Annotated in this window: 18 protein-coding genes; 9 read left to right on the top strand and 9 right to left on the bottom strand. The window is 46.0% G+C overall.

Going from position 1 to position 17,616, the window contains the following annotated elements:
- Positions 1-44: 44 nt before the first annotated feature.
- Positions 45-233, bottom strand: a complete 189-nt coding sequence (locus AC4EVX_RS08915; RefSeq protein WP_490160020.1) for a hypothetical protein — start codon at positions 231-233, stop codon at positions 45-47.
- Complete coding sequence (locus AC4EVX_RS08910; protein ID WP_490160019.1) at positions 202-417, bottom strand: hypothetical protein; 216 nt, start codon at positions 415-417, stop codon at positions 202-204. Before AC4EVX_RS08910 ends, AC4EVX_RS08915 begins: the two co-directional genes overlap by 32 nt.
- Positions 418-547: 130 nt before the next feature.
- Here AC4EVX_RS08910 and AC4EVX_RS08905 point away from each other — a divergent pair, with 130 nt between their 5' ends.
- Positions 548-715 (top strand): hypothetical protein, encoded by a 168-nt coding sequence (locus AC4EVX_RS08905; RefSeq protein ID WP_490160018.1) that lies wholly within the window; start codon positions 548-550, stop codon positions 713-715.
- Here AC4EVX_RS08905 and AC4EVX_RS08900 read toward each other — a convergent pair.
- A complete protein-coding gene (locus tag AC4EVX_RS08900) occupies positions 712-846 on the bottom strand; it encodes a hypothetical protein (protein WP_490160017.1) in 135 nt (44 codons plus the stop codon). The two genes, AC4EVX_RS08905 and AC4EVX_RS08900, sit on opposite strands and share 4 nt — an antisense overlap.
- Before the next feature lie 14 nt (positions 847-860).
- Positions 861-1,058, bottom strand: a complete 198-nt coding sequence (locus AC4EVX_RS08895; RefSeq protein WP_490160016.1) for a hypothetical protein — start codon at positions 1,056-1,058, stop codon at positions 861-863.
- Positions 1,059-1,221: 163 nt separating this feature from the next.
- On the opposite strand from AC4EVX_RS08895, the gene AC4EVX_RS08890 reads away from it, so the two are divergent.
- The 7 genes from AC4EVX_RS08890 to AC4EVX_RS08860 all read left to right on the top strand — a co-directional run bounded on the left by AC4EVX_RS08890 (position 1,222) and on the right by AC4EVX_RS08860 (position 6,700).
- Positions 1,222-1,536 (top strand): helix-turn-helix domain-containing protein, encoded by a 315-nt coding sequence (locus tag AC4EVX_RS08890; RefSeq protein WP_490160015.1) that lies wholly within the window; start codon positions 1,222-1,224, stop codon positions 1,534-1,536.
- A 139-nt stretch (positions 1,537-1,675) separates the two neighbouring features.
- Entirely contained in the window at positions 1,676-2,014 is a 339-nt protein-coding gene (locus AC4EVX_RS08885; RefSeq protein WP_490160014.1) for a hypothetical protein, read from the top strand.
- Between the two features lie 12 nt (positions 2,015-2,026).
- Positions 2,027-3,124, top strand: a complete 1,098-nt coding sequence (locus tag AC4EVX_RS08880) for a DUF4236 domain-containing protein (protein WP_490160013.1) — start codon at positions 2,027-2,029, stop codon at positions 3,122-3,124.
- 145 nt (positions 3,125-3,269) lie between these two features.
- Entirely contained in the window at positions 3,270-4,001 is a 732-nt protein-coding gene (locus tag AC4EVX_RS08875; protein WP_490160012.1) for a Fic family protein, read from the top strand.
- 132 nt (positions 4,002-4,133) lie between these two features.
- Positions 4,134-4,676: a Uma2 family endonuclease gene (locus AC4EVX_RS08870; protein WP_177978453.1), complete on the top strand. Its 543-nt coding sequence runs from the start codon at positions 4,134-4,136 to the stop codon at positions 4,674-4,676.
- A gap of 19 nt (positions 4,677-4,695) precedes the next feature.
- The gene (locus AC4EVX_RS08865) at positions 4,696-6,135 is read left to right on the top strand and encodes a recombinase family protein (protein ID WP_490160011.1); all 1,440 of its coding nucleotides are present in this window, start codon (positions 4,696-4,698) and stop codon (positions 6,133-6,135) included.
- Positions 6,125-6,700 carry a manganese catalase family protein gene (locus AC4EVX_RS08860; RefSeq protein ID WP_490160024.1) on the top strand — a complete coding sequence of 192 codons (576 nt, stop codon included), beginning with the start codon at positions 6,125-6,127 and terminating at the stop codon, positions 6,698-6,700. Before AC4EVX_RS08865 ends, AC4EVX_RS08860 begins: the two co-directional genes overlap by 11 nt.
- A 59-nt stretch (positions 6,701-6,759) precedes the next feature.
- Here the strand turns inward: AC4EVX_RS08860 and AC4EVX_RS08855 are convergent, their stop codons facing one another.
- The 4 genes from AC4EVX_RS08855 to ileS all read right to left on the bottom strand — a co-directional run bounded on the left by AC4EVX_RS08855 (position 6,760) and on the right by ileS (position 14,855).
- Positions 6,760-7,602, bottom strand: a complete 843-nt coding sequence (locus AC4EVX_RS08855; protein WP_408612097.1) for a murein hydrolase activator EnvC family protein — start codon at positions 7,600-7,602, stop codon at positions 6,760-6,762.
- Between the two features lie 122 nt (positions 7,603-7,724).
- Positions 7,725-8,987: a SpoIID/LytB domain-containing protein gene (locus AC4EVX_RS08850; protein ID WP_490160010.1), complete on the bottom strand. Its 1,263-nt coding sequence runs from the start codon at positions 8,985-8,987 to the stop codon at positions 7,725-7,727.
- A gap of 165 nt (positions 8,988-9,152) precedes the next feature.
- A complete protein-coding gene (locus AC4EVX_RS08845; protein ID WP_308451648.1) occupies positions 9,153-11,606 on the bottom strand; it encodes a glycogen/starch/alpha-glucan phosphorylase in 2,454 nt (817 codons plus the stop codon).
- 30 nt (positions 11,607-11,636) lie between these two features.
- On the bottom strand, positions 11,637-14,855 hold the full coding sequence (gene ileS, locus AC4EVX_RS08840) for an isoleucine--tRNA ligase (protein WP_490160023.1): 3,219 nt from the start codon (positions 14,853-14,855) through the stop codon (positions 11,637-11,639).
- A gap of 551 nt (positions 14,856-15,406) precedes the next feature.
- On the opposite strand from ileS, the gene AC4EVX_RS08835 reads away from it, so the two are divergent.
- On the top strand, positions 15,407-16,885 hold the full coding sequence (locus tag AC4EVX_RS08835) for a nicotinate phosphoribosyltransferase (protein ID WP_490160009.1): 1,479 nt from the start codon (positions 15,407-15,409) through the stop codon (positions 16,883-16,885).
- 465 nt (positions 16,886-17,350) lie between these two features.
- On the opposite strand, the gene AC4EVX_RS08830 is transcribed toward AC4EVX_RS08835, so the two are convergent.
- Entirely contained in the window at positions 17,351-17,515 is a 165-nt protein-coding gene (locus AC4EVX_RS08830) for a hypothetical protein (protein WP_308451238.1), read from the bottom strand.
- Positions 17,516-17,616: the final 101 nt, after the last annotated feature.

Raw genomic sequence — 17,616 nt, 5'->3', positions numbered from 1 at the left:
TCCTTTCTGCCCCGCGTAGCGCCACTACGTCGGGGCTATTTTCTTTAGCGCATCAACGAAATCGCCAGCCACGCCCCCAGCGCCATCAGCGCCGATGCTCCGGTTGCCCCGATCAGCAAGCTCTGGAAGATCGCCAGCAGGTCAATGCGCTCTCTTGGCGCGCTCTTGACCGCCACATAGGACAGTCCCTCTTCTTTGTTCTCAACCTGCACGTTCTTCATCTGTGTTCTCATCTTGTTTTTCCTCCTTAATTCTTAATCCAAACGCTTCCGCCAACCGGCGGTGGATCTTGTCAGATGCTTCTCTCTGCTCCTCTGGAGACAATCTGTCCCAGAGATATTTTTTCATTTCTTCTTCATCGAGAAAGTTTATATTATCTTCTGCTTTACAGAGATAATTGACTATCTTCCACTCCATCTCACCGCCCCCTTCCGTAATTTATGCGGTCTTACCTGTCTGTGTTACCAGATTGCTTTTCGCCCTTCCTTGCCTTATACTGTACTCACAGGCTCCTGCCAGAGCCGAGTACAATAGAAAGGAGAACTTCATGGATAAACTTGGAAATAAACACTTAATCGAGATGGTAAAGGAAATCACTGTCGCAAAAATGTCCAATACCAACACATCCCCGTCAAAAGAAGGCGGAGAAAAAGTTGCTGAATTTATGCAAGTAATCTACGACAAACTTGTTGAGCTAAACAACAAGGAAGATTAACTTTTCCATAATTCAATCAACTCATGAGCCAGTGCCGGAAGTACCTCGATTTCCTTTTCGCACACTGGCTCTTTTACTGTCCTTTCGATAAAAGCCAACAACGCACTCTCTAAACGTTTCTTTTCTTCCACTTCCTCACCCCTTCCTACTCCTCCGAGAACAGGTAATCTATCGTGCAGTTCGGAAACGCACACTTTTTGATTGCATACATCTCGCTACACTTAAATTCTGTTACTCCACTCATCTTATTTTTCAGTGATTCGTATTTGATTCCTGATAATGATGCTAATGCTTTTATTGTCAATTTATTTCTTGCCATCTCTGCATTTAAGTTTGAAAACATCTTTGTCACCTCCTTTATTACCCTGTGTCGTAATTCCCCTATATATTATACCCTATATCGTAATTTGTCAACCCCGTGACGTAATTTTTTTATTTTGTAGGGTATATTTTAACTTTACAAAGTAAAAATATTAGTGTATATTCAATATAAGGAGGAATTGCATATGTCATTTACTGAAAAACTTGATGCATTAATGGCTGAACGCCATATAAATAAATCTACTTTATCAAAAGAAGCGGATATTCCCTACACTACTATTGATGGCTTTTACAAAAAAGGCAGTGATAATATTAAATTATCTACCCTTAGAAAATTGGCTACTTATTTCAACTGTACACTCGATTATTTGGTTGATAATGAAAACACTGGTTTATCCGCTTCAACCATCGCTGCTCATTTCGATGGCGATGAATTCACGGAAGAAGAGCTGGAGGACATTTTAGCATACGCCGAATTTGTAAAGAATCGGCGCAAATAGAGGGGTGATTCTATTGATCGCAACCGAAACACTGGAACAGGAAGCCTACGATCAACATATCTATATAGATTATGTCAGTTTTAAAAGTGAGCGAATTAAGGGATTATATGTGGATGGCTCTATCGCTATAAAAGAGGGCATGACTAATGCTGAGACAGCTGATACTCTCGCCGAAGAACTGGAACACCACTACACGACTGTCGGAAACATTCTGGATCAGCATGATACCAATTCTCGGAAGCAAGAGCGGATCGCTCGGCTTAGAGCCTACAATCGGCGCATCGGTCTCTCTGGAATCATCCAGGGATACCGCCGACATTGCCAGAATCGTCATGAGCTGGCGGAGTGCTTGGAAGTTTCCGAGGAATTTCTAAAGGAAGCGCTCGAATGCTACCGTGAAAAGTATGGATGTTCTGTTGAAGTGGATGGATACATAATTTTGTTTGAGCCGGTGCTGACTGTGATTAAGAAAATTTAAAGAGAATTTGTTATGGGATTGCGATTTAGAAAAAGTATAAAGCTTGCACCAGGAGTAAAATTAAATCTGGGCAAAAAAAGTGCTGGTATAAGCATTGGTGGAAAATATGGCGGTGTATCATTCAATTCAAGAACTGGATCACGCTCAAGGATATCTATTCCTGGAACCGGTATATCATACACTACCTCAGGACATAAAACGACCAAAAAGCGGGCTTATAAATCAAGTGCTTATTCAAAGCAAAAGGAAATTCAAGCCCAATTAAAACAAGCTGAAAAATTAGAGGAGCAAAAGAAAAATGCCCTTCTTGTTGAGGAATATGAAAATTATATTTATATGATTCAGCATGTTCATGTAGAATGTTCAGATCCTATAAATTGGTTTTCCGTTGCTTCTTCACCTGCCCCGTTTACAGCCGAAGAAAAAGGTCCGAAAGAAATTGCTGCTCAAAATAGTTTAGATAATTTCAAGCCTAATTTCATCGAAAAAATTTTTTCTGGCATGAGCGACAAACACAAATCAGAACCATCTAAAGCTGTTGATACGGCCAAACAAGAAGATTTAAAAAATTATGCCGAGTGGGAATCGAATGTAAAATTAGCAAATAATATCGTTTCTGGAGATATAGATGCATATTATGCAATTATAGAAGAAACTAATCCATTTGAAGATTTATTGGATTTTGGAAGCGGTTTTGAATTTGGGACTGATAATCCGAAGTATATGGAAATAGAATTTCAGGTAAAATCTGATTCTGTAGTTCCAGAAAAATCAAAATCACTAACAAAAACCGGAAAACTTTCCGAAAAATCCATGTCGAAAACTATGTATTATGATATAACGCAAGACTATGTATGTAGTTGTGCTATTCGATTGGCTAGAGAATTATTCTCTCTACTTCCTATAGATTTTGCCATTGTACATGCTACCGATACTATTCTGAATACGACTACCGGTAAAGAAGAAAATGATACCATATTATCCGTGAAGTTTCTACGTAATAAATTTTCTGGTATCAACTTTGACAGAATCGATGCTTCGGATTTTGTTGAAACATTTGAACATAATATGTGTTTCAAAAAAACATCCGGATTTAAAAAAAGTAGATAGAATTTACTAAGTCCCTGACGTTTTGTTGACGTCAACAAACCATCCTTCCCGCTCGGGAAAAATGGGCGAGAGCAATCTATCTCGTGAGTATCTCGTGATTTCGCAGGATATTTCACGAGATAACGCGTTGTGAAAGGATTTATTCATGAATTTTAAAGAAATAGAAAAGAAACAAAAACTTTTTTCTCAAGGCAAGCAAAATATTAACCATATTACTTTGGCTTCCTACGAAAAAGACTTTGAGCTGACCTTTACACACAACTCTACCGCTATCGAGGGAAATACTTTAACCTTAATGGAAACGAAAGTAGTTCTTGAGGACGGAATTTCTGTTGGTGGCAAACAACTCAGAGAAATCTACGAAGTCGTTAATCATAAAAAAGCATACCAATATGTGAAACGTTGCATTGCTGAGCGCAAACCACTTGATGAGTCCATTGTGAAGGATATTCACGCCATTCTTACGGAAAATATTATTATCGGTGGCATTTATCGAAATCAAGAGGTTCGCATCAGTGGAGCAGGGCATACTCCACCAGCGGGCAATGAAATGTACAATCAGATCAAAAACTTTTATGCCGATCTGGGATGGAAGAAAGAAACTCTGAATCCAATCGAGTACGCAGCGTGGACGCATGCCGAATTTGTTCGTATTCATCCGTTCATAGATGGCAATGGCAGGACTTCTCGTTTGATCATGAACTATCAGCTTATGTCAGCAGGCTATCTGCCTGTATCTATTGCCAAAGAAAATCGCCTCGATTATTACAACGCTTTGGAAGAATACGCTGTCAATAAAAACTTGAATCCATTCGCGGATTTAATTGCGGATTTAGAGGAAAAACAGCTAGATATGTACATTCAATTATTGCATTAACCATAATTAAATAATCAAAAAACTGCCCGGTACTACCAACACCGATCGCAAAGGTATTTCACGAAATAAACCGTATGGAATTCCAGACGTATTGAAACAATAACATTGAATTTTTAGAAAGGACGTGTTGATATGCCATTGTTAAAAGACCATTTCACATCTGAAGACTACTGGAACCTTCCGGAAGGCGAACGCGCTGAGCTGATTGATGGACGATTCTACAATATGGCACCGCCGAGCCGAATCCATCAGAAGATTTCTGGACAGATTTATAAGATTGTATCGAATTACATCGATGCGCATCACGGTTCCTGCGAAGTCTATGCCGCGCCATTTGCCGTAAATCTGGATGCTGATGATAAAAACTGGGTGGAACCGGACATTTCCGTGATCTGTGATCCAAACAAATTGACTGATCGAGGATGCACAGGTGCTCCGGATCTGATTTTTGAGATCGTATCACCTGCCAGCCGGAAAATGGATTACAGTTTAAAGAACACTATCTATTCAGAAGCTGGCGTCCGGGAATATTGGATTGTCGATCCAGCCAAGGAACGTGTGACGGTATATCATTACGAGGAGGACGTTGCGCCGGTCATCTATTCTTTCTCACAGGAAATTTCAGTCGGAATTTATCTGGGATTGACGATCAGGATTGATGATCTGATTGATTAGAGCAGAAAGGAGGATTCCCATGTCGCAATCTCTTGAAATCGGCGCCGCCTACATTCGCGTTTCCACCGATGATCAGACGGAACTTTCTCCTGATGCACAGCTCCGCACGATCATGGATGCTGCAAAACAGGATGGATTCATCATTCCGCAGGAATTCGTCTTCGAGGAAGAGCGCGGAATTTCTGGAAGGAAGGCAGAAAATCGACCGCAGTTCCAGCGGATGATTGCGACTGCAAAGTCCCAATCTCCTGCTCCTTTTTCTCGCCTGTATGTCTGGAAATTTTCCAGATTTGCGCGCAACCAAGAAGAGAGCACGTTCTACAAGGGAATCCTCCGAAAAAAATGTGGTGTAGAGGTTAAGAGTGTATCAGAGCCAATCGCGGAGGGTATGTTTGGGCGCCTGATCGAGACCATCATCGAATGGTTCGACGAATATTACTCTTACAACCTCTCCGGTGAAGTAATCCGCGGAATGACAGAAAAAGCACTGCGCCACGGCTACCAATCGGTTCCGCCAACCGGCTACAACGCTGTTGGTGGAGGAAAACCGTATGTGATCGATCCTGAGAGAATGCCGATGGTCGAATACATCTTCCGGTCCTACCACGATGGTCTGGATATGACCAAAATTGCCCGCAGCTGTAATGCGAACGGCTGGAAGACCCGGCGCGGCCGCCCATTTGAACGCCGAACGATTCTCCGTATTCTGCAAAACAAATTCTATATTGGCACCGTGGAATGGAATGGATACAGTTTTCAGGGTTCTCACGAAATCAGCCCGCTGATCCGTGAAGTATACGAAGATGTGCAAGCTCGGATGCAACGAGAATATAAACCTTTACGACGCAGAGAAGTATCTTCCTGCAAGCACTGGCTTTCCGGAACTCTCCGATGTGGCTACTGTGGTGCCAGCTTAGCCTATAATAAAAATAGTTCGCAGAAGGGTGGTAACTTTTTTAAATGTTGGAAGCAACTCAAAGGGTATCACTCTGAACCTTGCGGGATTTCGGAGCGTAAAATCGAAAGAGCCGTTCTGGAATCTATGGAAAATATTATTCGGACCGGACAGGTTGAATATGAATGTATCCCGAAGCATAGTGAAAAGGCTCCGGAAGAAAAAATTTTAAAAGATGCTCTTGCCCGTGTAGATGCCAAGGAACGGCGTATCAGGGAGGCATATGAGGCTGGTGCGGACACGCTTGAAGAATATAAGAATAATAAGGCACGCATTCAGAAAGAGCGTGAAGATCTCAGAGCCGAGCTAGATCGCCTGGCTGCAATTACTGCCCCTGAAAAACCATCGACAGAAGAAATGGTGGCGCGGATCAAACACGTCTATGAGCTTGTTTCTGATCCGGATGTCGAAAATGATGTGAAGGGTGTTGCAATCCGAAGCGTATTAAAAGAAGTGATCGTCGATAAAGCACACGGCGAATTGCGTTTCATATATTACGTTTGATTTAGGAAAATATTGTAGGTTTTTACAATCTGGTGGTCCAGACGGCGAAGCGGGAGCTGCGATGCGCTATTTGAGCCAGCGCTACGCGATGCCATACGAGAAAGGGAAGGCTGTACTCACAGATGTGGGAACAGAAGAACTCGGGCACTGGGAGATCATCGCTGCAATTATCCACCAGCTGACCAGAAATCTGACTCCGAAAGAGATAGAGGAATCAGGCTTTGGCCCTTACTATATCGATCACACAACAGGCATCTGGCCACAGTCCGCAGGTGGTGTCCCCTTCAATGCCTGTGAGTTCCAGTCAAAGGGTGACCCAATCACCGATCTGTGCGAGAACCTTTCCGCAGAACAGAAGGCGAGAAGCACCTACGACAACATTCTCCGTCTTGTCAAAGATCCAGAAGTCTGCGATCCGATCCGCTTCTTAAGAGAGCGCGAAATTGTCCACTTCCAAAGATTTGGGGAAGCGCTTCGCGACGTTCAGGATCACTTGAACTGCCGAAATTTCTATGCGTTCAATCCAGCATTTGATCAGAACCGCGAAAATTCCCTCGCAAAATAAAACACAGATAAGAAAAACGAACCCGTCCCCTCTTTTGAGGGGCGGATTCCTGCTTTTGTTTATTCAAGATATCCCATCGGATCAATGGCTTTTCCATCCTGAGTCAGTTCAAAGAACACATTGCTTCCCTCGATCGTATAGTATTTCGTCGGTTCTGCGACATATCCGAGAACCTGTCCCTGCTCAAGATACTCTCCCGGAACCGCGGACACCTCACTCAGCTGTCCACAAACTGCCTCGTATCCATTTCCAAAGTCCAGCGTCACATACGTTCCGATTTCTTCGTTTGTCCCTGTCTCGAGCACTCTCGCATTCGCCGGCGCATAGACGGGTTCCCCGATTGAGCCCTGAATCACAATTCCGGGACTGCATCGGTACTGTTCCAGCGTCGGAAAATAAATTGTCTGGTCCATACTGTAATCCAAGAGTACATTTCCGCGAACAGGCCAGGTGATCCGACTCGCATCATTGAAGTTGAGCATCAGAGACTGGGCTGCACTTCCCCCCGCCCCAACTTCTCTTGCAAGGCTTTCCTCTGAATTTTCCGCCTGTGCGATCTGACTGCCTTTTTCCGAATGTTCATCTTTAGCATTTCCATCTTTTTCACTTGTACCCTGATTCTGTCTGTCGTTCTCTTCCGTCATCTGTCCACTCTGTCTCTGAGCTTCTGCCACAACCGTATCTGGATTTTCGTGTTTTTCTTCTGTACCACTCTGATCTTTTGCATTGTCCTGACTATTCTCCTCCGTATCCTGAGTCAAAGAGTTGGCATTTGATCCCCCCGCAAGAAAATCTTCCTGCCCTTGCAAATCCACATATGGCTTCTGCTCGTCTCCTCTTCCTCTCTTTACGGTAGCCATGCCTGCCGCAGTTACCATCGTCAGCAGACCCATCACCAGCATCACCAGAAATACTTTATCCCGGAATGGCTGGTTTCCCTTTCCTTTCTCTTTCACCGTTTATCACCTCGATACTATTTTTACCAAAGGCAAAAAACTTATTCAGTGATTTTAAATTTTCATAATTAACCAGAAGGCTCCCTGATCAACTCGACTCCGGTATAGTAATAACTCAAGATTTCCTCGTATCCCCACCCCTCTTTTGCCATGTGTTCCGCTCCCGCCTGACTCAGTCCATATCCGTGCCCGCTCCCATTCACGATTGCCTGAACGAACGTGTTTCGCGCCCCTTCATTTTCAGTTTGTCCTTTCACCTTTCCAAATGAAAAACAGGCAGATGAGAGATTTAACACGGCGCGAACTGTCTCCCCCTCATACGTTCGATTTCCGATCTGAATCCACTCGACATACCCACTCTGATCCCGCTTTACAATTTGAATCTTTTCTATGAGTTCTTCGGGTGTCAAATCCCCCTCATCCCCGATCTGGCGGATCTTCCCGGCAAACTCCTCTTTGCTCCACCGATAGGTCGTCTGCCAGTTTTTCTCTTCCTTGTCCCATCTGCTTTCAACCGGACGCAAATACGGGTATTCCTCTCCCCCATCCCTCGTTCGCCCGGCACTTGAGGTATGAAACATCGGAAGAATATACTGGTTTTCACAGGTGAGTACGATCCCTTCGGTCTCCCTGACTGCCTGCTTGCATCGCTCCATGCCTTCTGCAATCTGCTCCCTCTGCGCCTGAGTCATCCTCTCGTATTCTAACCAGTTTTTCTGGTCTTTCTGATTTTTCTGATTTTTTTCACTATGCTTGCCAACCCGATATTCAAGTTTCCCCATCTGGCTCGTTCGGCTCTCCACATAATCGACATCTAACTGACTTTCCTCGATCTCCGTTCTCTCCCCCATCAACCGATACAGGTAAGTTCTCACAATCACTGCCTGACATTTAAGTGTCTCAAGTTCAACAAACGGATCAATCTCACAGAGGAGCACCCCCGGAAGATAAGCCTCAAGCGAGAGATACGTCCGAATCCCCTCGCGAATAAGAAGAATCCGGCGCGTGTGTTCTCCACCCACATTTCCTGCTCCACTCATATTCCCAGTACCGTTCCCATTTTCTGCTCCACTTAGATTTCCTGTCCCATCCACAATTCCGGTGTCGTCCACGTTTTCGGTCTGATCAGTCTGTTTTATCTGTTCCACTTCCTCTTCCTCTCCAGTCTGCCCTTCCGTTTCAGAAATCTCAGAGTTTTCAGCTCGTCCGCTCACCTGAACACAGATCAGGCTCATCCCCCACGGAAGAAGAAACAAGATTCCCGCGATTGCAAGCCGAACTCTCACGCGAAGCGACCGATCCCATGAACTCCAAAACTTTTTTCCAAACAAAAAAAGATCCCTCCACCTTCCAATCCTCTCGGATCAGTTTATGAAGGAATCTTCTTTTTATTCGCGATTCATCCCATCCTCAACGAAATGAGGTTCTCGCGCTCAAATTGTCTATAATCAGCTATAATCAGCTGTAATCAACTAGAATCAATAATTCTTATATTTTTAGACCTCTACCTTTACCTTCTCGAGATGCCAGATATCTCTTACATACTCCTCGATGGTACGGTCAGAGCTGAACTTTCCACTGCTTGCGGTGTTGAGCATAGCAGTTCTTGCCCACCACTGCTCATCCTTGTAAGCCTCGTTGATACGGCGCTGTGCATCTGCATACATCTTGAAGTCTTTCAGGATGAAGTAGGTATCTGCGCGATCACTGCTCTGCGTATTCAGCAGAGAGTTGTAAATGTCGCGGAACAGCTCCGGATCCTGCGGAGAATAGTAACCGTTGATCAACTGCATCAGCACGCGACGGATGTCCTGATCGTTGTTGAAGATTTCCATTGGATTGTAGCTACGGTCATGCTCCATGCGAATGATCTCATCGGAGGAAGTTCCGAAGATAAATGCATGATCTGCGCCTACTTCCTCAACGATCTCAACGTTTGCACCGTCCATCGTTCCGAGGGTCAGAGCACCGTTCAGCATAAACTTCATGTTACCGGTACCGGATGCCTCCTTGCTGGCGGTAGAAATCTGCTCGCTGACATCTGCCGCTGCGAAGATAATCTCTGCGTTGGATACGCGGTAATCCTCGATGAATACGACTTTGATCTTGCCGTTGATCGTCGGATCGTTGTTGATCACATCTGCTACGGAGTTGATCAGCTTGATTGTCAGTTTCGCACGCTTGTAGCCTGCTGCTGCCTTTGCACCGAAGATGAAAGTGCGCGGAACCATATCCATCTCCGGGTTATCCTTGAGCTGATTGTACAGATACATGACATGCAGGATGTTCATCAGCTGACGCTTGTACTCATGCAGACGCTTTACCTGTACATCAAAGATTGAGCGCGGATCTACATCGATACCGTTGTGCTCCTTGATGTATTTTGCCAGACGGATCTTATTCTGATACTTGATGTTCATGAACTCGTGCTGGCACTTCTCGTCATCCACATACAGCTTTAACTTACTGATTGCAGACAGGTCGGTGATCCACTCATCGCCGATCTTGGAGGTTACCCAGTCTGCTAACAGCGGGTTGCCGTGAAGCAGGAATCTTCTCTGGGTGATACCGTTCGTCTTGTTGTTGAACTTCTCCGGCATCATTTCATAGAAATCCTTCAGCTCCTGCTTCTTTAAGATCTCGGTGTGAAGCTGTGCTACACCGTTTACAGAGAAGCTACCCGCGATTGCCATATGAGCCATCTTAACCTGTCCGTCGTAGATGATTGCCATCTTTGCAATCTTCTGCTGGTCACCCGGATACTTCTGCTGAATCTGAATGATGAAACGGCGGTTGATCTCCTCAACGATCTGATAGATACGCGGAAGCAGACGGGAGAACAGCTCGATCGGCCATTTCTCAAGTGCCTCTGCCATGATCGTGTGGTTCGTGTAAGCACAGGTCTTTGTCGTAACCTCCCATGCCTCATCCCAGGTCAGACCGTAGTCATCCAGAAGGATTCTCATCAGCTCTGCAACCGCTACGGTCGGATGGGTATCGTTTAACTGGAATACATTCTTCTCATAGAACTTGCGAACATCGTCGTGCTTTTCCATGTACTTGAGGACAGCACGCTGTACGCTTGCAGAGATGAAGAAGTACTGCTGTCTCAGACGCAGTTCCTTACCTGCATAGTGGTTATCGTTCGGGTAAAGAACCTCACAGATATTCTTTGCCAAGTTCTCCTGCTCCACTGCTTTCTGGTAGTCTCCGCGATCGAATGCGTCAAGGCTGAAGGTGTTGATCGGCTGTGCATCCCAGATTCTCAAGGTGTTGACTACGTTGTTGCCATAGCCGACAACCGGAAGATCATACGGAACTGCCATAACAGACTGATAGCCTTCCTGAACGAACTTCTCACGGCCGTTCTCCCATACGGTGCGAACGTAACCGCCGAATTTTACCTCGGTCGCATACTCGGAACGACGAACCTCAAACGGGTTGCCGTTCTTGAGCCACTCATCCGGAACCTCTACCTGATAACCATCTACAATCTTCTGCTTGAACATGCCATACCGATAACGGATTCCACATCCATATGCCGGATAGCCCAGCGTAGCCAGGGAATCAAGGAAGCAGGCAGCAAGACGGCCCAGACCTCCGTTTCCAAGAGCCGCATCCGGCTCCTGATCCTCAATCAGGTTAAGATCAAATCCCATCTCGTCAAGAGCTTCTTTGATCTCATCTCTTGCCATGATATTGATGATGTTGTTGCCCAGAGCACGTCCCATCAGGAACTCCATGGACAGGTAATACAGAGTCTTGGAATCCTGCTTCTCATACTCCTTATGGGTTGCGATCCACTCGTCGATGATGACGTCCTTCACTGCGTAGCAGACTGCCTGATAAACCTGCTCAGGAGTTGCTTCCTCAAGAGTCTTACGGAACTGACTCTTCACGTTATAGATCACGCTTTTCTTGAACACTTCCTTGTCAAATCCAGTTTTCATGTTGGCTTTTCCTCCTCACCTGCTGTGCTCTCAGTCACAGGCAGTATTCGTTTTTTCCACTCCCAGATTTACGGTCTCTCCGTTGATGTTCCATTCCTTGGTGTAAGTTCCGCCAGTCTTGTCCGTCAGAACTTCGTCTGCGAACACATCATGGCAGATTGTGTCAGTATATTTATTTAAAAGTCCGGCGATCTTTTCATTGCCGTTCTCATAAATACGGATGTGGTCGGTTACCTCAAATCCGGCTTCCTTACGCATCGTCTGAATCTTGCTGACGATCTCGCGGACGAAACCTTCCTCAATCAGCTCAGGAGTCAGGTTCGTGTCAAGTGCGACGGTTACTCCGCCATCTGCCTCAGATACATAGCCCTCGGTCTGTGCCATATCAATCAGCAGATCTTCCTCTGCCAGAACGACCTGCTCTCCGTCAAAGTCGAACTTTAAGGAACCGTCTGCCTTCAGCTCATCCATTGCCTTGTTTCCATCTACCTCAGACAGAGCAGTACGGATCTTTCCGAGCAGTTTGCCGTACTTCGGTCCAACCGTCTTTAACTGCGGTTTGAAGCTGTAAGTTGTGAAGCTGCGGACATCATCCACGAACTCTGCGGACTTCACATTCAGCTCATCCTCAATGATCTCGACATAATACTCTGCAAGCACATGGTCTGCCTTGACATACATCTTGCCGATCGGCTGACGGTTCTTGATGTTTGCCGTATTTCTTGCAGCACGTCCGAGAACAACGATCTTCATAACCTCATCCATGTCTGCCTCAAGCTGTGCGTCGATCTGCTCTTCGTGTACAGCCGGGAAGTCACACAGATGAATGCTCTCCGGAGCGGTCTTGTCGACACTGCGAACAAGGTTCTGGTAAATATCCTCAGTCATGAACGGAATCATCGGAGCTGCTGCCTTAGAAACCGTCACAAGAGCGGTGTACAGAGTCATGTAAGCACTGATCTTGTCCTGCTCCATTCCCTTTGCCCAGAAACGCTCACGGCTACGACGAACGTACCAGTTACTCATATCATCGACAAACTCCTGAAGAGCTCTTGCGGCCTCCGGAATCCGGTAATTGCCAAGGTGATCATCGACTGCCTTCACCATCGAATTCATCTTGGAGAGGAGCCACTTATCCATAACCGGAAGTTTCTCGTAGTCCAGCTTGTAATCCATCGGGTTGAAGTTGTCAATGTTCGCATACAGAACGTAGAATGCGTAGGTATTCCACAGCGTTCCCATGAACTTACGCTGTCCCTCCTGTACTGCCTTTCCGTGAAAACGATTCGGAAGCCACGGTGCACTGTTGATGTAAAAATACCAGCGGATTGCGTCTGCGCCGTAAGTCTCCAGAGCGTCAAACGGATCAACCGCATTGCCCTTTGACTTACTCATCTTCTGTCCATTCTCATCCTGAACATGACCCAGAACGATAACGTTCTTGTACGGAGCCTTGTTGAAGATCAGAGTGGAGATTGCAAGCAGGGAGTAGAACCATCCACGGGTCTGATCCACTGCCTCGGAAATAAAGTCTGCCGGGAACTGCTTCTCGAACAGCTCTTTGTTCTCAAACGGATAGTGGTGCTGTGCAAACGGCATCGAACCGGAATCGAACCAGCAGTCGATTACCTCCGGAACACGGTGCATCTGCTTGCCACACTTCGGGCAGGTGATCGTCACATCGTCGATGAACGGGCGGTGAAGTTCAACTTCACCATTCTTCTCCTTATCCATCTCCTTCGCATACTTCTTCACAACGTCCGCGTAGTTCGGACTCATAGACTTTAACTCTTCCTGACTTCCGATCGAATGCTGGCATCCGCACTCACACTCCCAGATGTTCAGAGGAGTTCCCCAGTAACGGTTACGGCTTACGCCCCAGTCCTGAACGTTCTCCAGCCAGTCGCCAAAACGTCCCTTACCGATGCTCTCCGGAATCCAGTTGATCGTGTTGTTGTTGCGGATCAGATCATCCTTAACTGCGGTCATCTTGATAAACCAGGACTCACGCGCATAGTAGATCAGAGGAGTGTCACATCTCCAGCAGTGCGGGTAGCTGTGTTCGAATACCGGTGCCTCAAACAGCAGTCCTCTCTCGTTGAGGTCTTTGAGAACCATCGGATCTGCTTTCTTTACAAATACGCCCGGCCACAGGGTATTCTCGGTCATCTCACCCTTTGCATTTACAAGCTGTACAAACGGAAGCTCATACTTTCTGCCGACACGGGAGTCATCCTCACCGAATGCCGGAGCGATGTGTACCACGCCGGTACCATCTGTCAGAGTAACATAAGTATCGCAGACAACGTAATGTGCCTTCTTGTGCTGTTTCTCAGCCAGATCAGCTGCTGCCTGGTATAACGGCTCGTACTCCTTGCCCTCAAGATCGGTTCCCTTGTAGGTCTCAAGTACTTCATAAGCCGGCTTTCCTTCTTTCTCGTCACCGAGCTTTCCAAGAACGGTGTCAAGCAGAGCCTCTGCCATGTAGTAGGTATAGCCATCGCCAGCCTTTACCTTTACATAGTTTTCTTCCGGATTTACGCAGAGTGCAACGTTGGACGGAAGGGTCCACGGAGTTGTCGTCCATGCAAGAATGTAAGCATCCTCACCCTTTACCTTAAAGCGAACGATTGCGGAACGCTCCTTGACATCCTTATATCCCTGTGCAACCTCGTGGCTGGACAGCGGAGTTCCACAACGCGGGCAATACGGAACGATCTTGAATCCCTTGTAGAGGAGTCCCTTCTCCCAGATCTGCTTGAGTGCCCACCACTCAGACTCGATAAAGCTGTTGTCGTAGGTGACATACGGATGCTCCATATCAGCCCAGAAACCAACAGTGCCGGAGAAATTCTCCCACATGCCCTTGTATTTCCATACGCTCTCTTTGCAGTGCTCAATGAATGGCTCAAGACCATACTGCTCGATCTGCTCCTTGCCGTCAAGTCCAAGCATCTTCTCAACTTCCAGCTCTACCGGAAGTCCGTGGGTATCCCAACCTGCTTTTCTCGGAACCATGTAACCCTTCATCGTGCGGTAACGCGGAATCATATCCTTGATAACACGGGTCAGAACGTGACCAATATGCGGTTTTCCGTTTGCGGTAGGCGGTCCATCATAAAAGGTGTAGGACGGGCCTTCTTTTCTTGAATCCATGCTCTTCTGGAAGATCTTCTCATCATCCCAGAACTTCTCTACTTTCTTCTCACGATCCACAAAATTCATGTCTGTGGAAACTTTCTCGTAAATCACTTTTTGCCTCCTTCTGTTCGGATGGTTTCACAGATTTCGCTATCATCAAATACCTCGCCTTGCTGACGCCTTCCGGATATGTGATATGCATGATATGGCAATAAAAAACCCTCTTCCGCGAAAGGAAGAGGGTACAAATCACCTTCTGAAACCACCTGTCACTACATACAGTCATATGAGTTCCTGCTAACGGGGGGATACCGGCACAGCCTACTATCACTCTACTGTCGTCTGTTCAGCCTGCAACTCAGGAGTGATCTTCGGCATCTGTGGTACTGATCCCGGGCTTCCACCTCTCCCCGGTTCGCTGAAATGTTCCCGACAGTCCTACTGTCTCCGTCAAAGTCTTTCTCTATGCATCTCATTCTTTATTATATGGATTCGTGGAAAAAATGTCAAGGTCTGAGACCTTTTGTTTACGATTGTTATTTTTTTGTCATTTAGATTGTATTTTCCAGAAAACAATGATATACTAAAACCCAATGTTTTACAGAAATTTAACCAGAATTCCATTAATAATATCACAATACCAGACAAGGAGATTTCTTATGAGTGAACGCAACCTGACCCTGCTGACAGATCTTTATGAGCTGACAATGATGCAGGGCTATTTCAAAGAGAAAGATGCAAATGAGACTGTCATTTTCGATGCATTTTACCGCAACAACCCCGTAAACAGCGGTTATTCGATCTGTGCCGGACTTGAGCAGGTCATTGACTATGTAAAAAACCTTCATTTCGACGAGAGTGACATCGACTACCTGCGCTCTGTCGGACTGTTTGAGGAAGATTTTCTGGAGTACCTGCGCGGATTCCATTTTTCCGGCGATATTTACGCAATTCCGGAGGGCACCGTCATCTTCCCGCGTGAGCCTCTCGTCAAGGTCATTGCTCCGATCATGGAGGCCCAGCTTGTTGAGACCGCTCTCTTAAACATCATTAACCACCAGTCTCTGATTGCAACCAAGGCAGCCCGCGTTGTCTACGCTGCTCAGGGCGATGGCGTAATGGAGTTCGGTCTTCGCCGTGCTCAGGGACCGGATGCCGGTATCTACGGTGCCCGCGCTGCCATGATTGCAGGCTGTATCGGAACTTCCAATGTGCTCTGCGGAAAAATGTTCGATGTACCGGTAAAGGGCACGCACGCACACAGCTGGATTATGAGCTTCCCGGATGAGCTAACCGCATTCCGCACCTACGCAAAGCTCTACCCGGATGCCTGCATTTTGCTCGTCGATACTTACGACACGCTGAATTCCGGTATTCCGAATGCTATCAAGATATTTAAGGAGATGCGCGAGGCAGGAATTCCGCTGACATTCTATGGAATCCGCCTTGACAGTGGAGATCTCGCTTACCTCTCCAAGAAGGCAAAGAAGATGCTCGATGAGGCAGGCTTCCCGGATGCTGTGATCTCTGCTTCCAACGATCTTGATGAGACGCTGATCGCTTCCCTGAAAATGCAGGGCGCTGCGATCAACTCCTGGGGTGTCGGCACGAACCTGATCACATCCAAGGACTGCCCGTCCTTCGGCGGCGTCTATAAGCTGGCTGCTGTCCTCGACAAGAATTCCGGCGAGTTCATCCCGAAGATCAAGCTCTCCGAGAATGCTGAGAAGATCACGAACCCAGGTGACAAGACGATCCAGAGAATCTACGACAAGAAGAATGGAAAGATCATTGCAGATCTGATCTGCTTCGTGGATGAGACTTTTGATACGAATGAACCGCTTCTGCTCTTCGATCCGATCTCCACCTGGAAGAAGACCCTGCTCCAGCCTGGAACTTACACGATGCGCGAGCTGATGATTCCGGTATTCAAGGATGGCGTTTGCGTATACGATTCCCCGAAGGTAATGGACATCCAGAAGTACTGCAAGCAGGAGATGAATACGCTGTGGGAGGAGTCCCTGCGTCTCGAGTACCCGCACCGGGTTCATGTTGATCTCTCTGATAAGCTGTGGAAGGTGAAGAATGAACTGCTTGACAGCTATCATCACAATATGGATGGAAGCAAGCAGGAGTAGGTTTTTTAGGAATTAGAAATATAGAATGTTTCGGAAATAAATTTCAAAGATTTAAGATTAAATCACGAAATAATTATAGGATATAGGATAGGCTACGGCTCCGATGGCGAGTAAAGTCCTGCAAACTCGTTCGCACTCCGGGTTCGACGTAGTGGTGCATAAGGCTGTAAAATACACAGCCTAAGCACCAACGTCTCACACGGGTTTGCAGTGACTTTCTCGCCACGTCGCCGTTATATACAATCCCTATAAAAGCCTCAGAATATCGTGCCTGATCGCATATAAATCGAAAACTTCAAACGTTGTAATTCTATTAGATATAAACTCTAATCTAAAATCACTATATAATCTGCTTTTCCAAATCAAAAATAGGCATTATCAAAATCTGTTGTATGCTTAATCTCATACATTGATCTGACAATACCTATTATTTCTTCATTGTTCAATTTTCCCTTGTACCCAAATTTAATTTTCTGCTATTTTACATTCTATTCCAAGAGAATTTTTTCTTTCCTCACGAATCTGGCGCATATGCTCACGAGCTTTTTCGCGATTTCCATAAATATCTGCCTGACCGGAACACACATCCATATTATAGCGTCCTCTATGAACGATCTCTCTGTTCTCCATATTTTCTCCTTCTTAATTTTATTTAATTTTTGAGTTAATACATATGACTACACCGAATGTGAACTAATTAGCTAAGCATAAAAAACGGCTTTGCTTTTCGC

The organism is Brotaphodocola sp. (genome assembly GCF_983179755.1).
The sequence above is the reverse complement of the archived record's forward strand: the minus strand, read 5'-3'. Positions and strand labels throughout refer to the sequence as shown.

Bases quoted from the DNA above. Each gene is read 5' to 3' on its own strand.
- AC4EVX_RS08830 (WP_308451238.1), bottom strand. From the start codon at position 17,515: ATGGAGAACAGAGAGATCGTTCATAGAGGACGCTATAATATGGATGTG.
- AC4EVX_RS08880 (WP_490160013.1), top strand. From the start codon at position 2,027: ATGGGATTGCGATTTAGAAAAAGTATAAAGCTTGCACCAGGAGTAAAA.
- AC4EVX_RS08895 (WP_490160016.1), bottom strand. From the start codon at position 1,058: ATGTTTTCAAACTTAAATGCAGAGATGGCAAGAAATAAATTGACAATA.
- AC4EVX_RS08835 (WP_490160009.1), top strand. From the start codon at position 15,407: ATGAGTGAACGCAACCTGACCCTGCTGACAGATCTTTATGAGCTGACA.
- AC4EVX_RS08870 (WP_177978453.1), top strand. From the start codon at position 4,134: ATGCCATTGTTAAAAGACCATTTCACATCTGAAGACTACTGGAACCTT.
- AC4EVX_RS08890 (WP_490160015.1), top strand. From the start codon at position 1,222: ATGTCATTTACTGAAAAACTTGATGCATTAATGGCTGAACGCCATATA.
- AC4EVX_RS08865 (WP_490160011.1), top strand. From the start codon at position 4,696: ATGTCGCAATCTCTTGAAATCGGCGCCGCCTACATTCGCGTTTCCACC.
- AC4EVX_RS08910 (WP_490160019.1), bottom strand. From the start codon at position 417: ATGGAGTGGAAGATAGTCAATTATCTCTGTAAAGCAGAAGATAATATA.
- AC4EVX_RS08845 (WP_308451648.1), bottom strand. From the start codon at position 11,606: ATGAAAACTGGATTTGACAAGGAAGTGTTCAAGAAAAGCGTGATCTAT.
- AC4EVX_RS08905 (WP_490160018.1), top strand. From the start codon at position 548: ATGGATAAACTTGGAAATAAACACTTAATCGAGATGGTAAAGGAAATC.
- AC4EVX_RS08915 (WP_490160020.1), bottom strand. From the start codon at position 233: ATGAGAACACAGATGAAGAACGTGCAGGTTGAGAACAAAGAAGAGGGA.
- AC4EVX_RS08855 (WP_408612097.1), bottom strand. From the start codon at position 7,602: ATGCTGGTGATGGGTCTGCTGACGATGGTAACTGCGGCAGGCATGGCT.
- AC4EVX_RS08885 (WP_490160014.1), top strand. From the start codon at position 1,676: ATGACTAATGCTGAGACAGCTGATACTCTCGCCGAAGAACTGGAACAC.
- AC4EVX_RS08875 (WP_490160012.1), top strand. From the start codon at position 3,270: ATGAATTTTAAAGAAATAGAAAAGAAACAAAAACTTTTTTCTCAAGGC.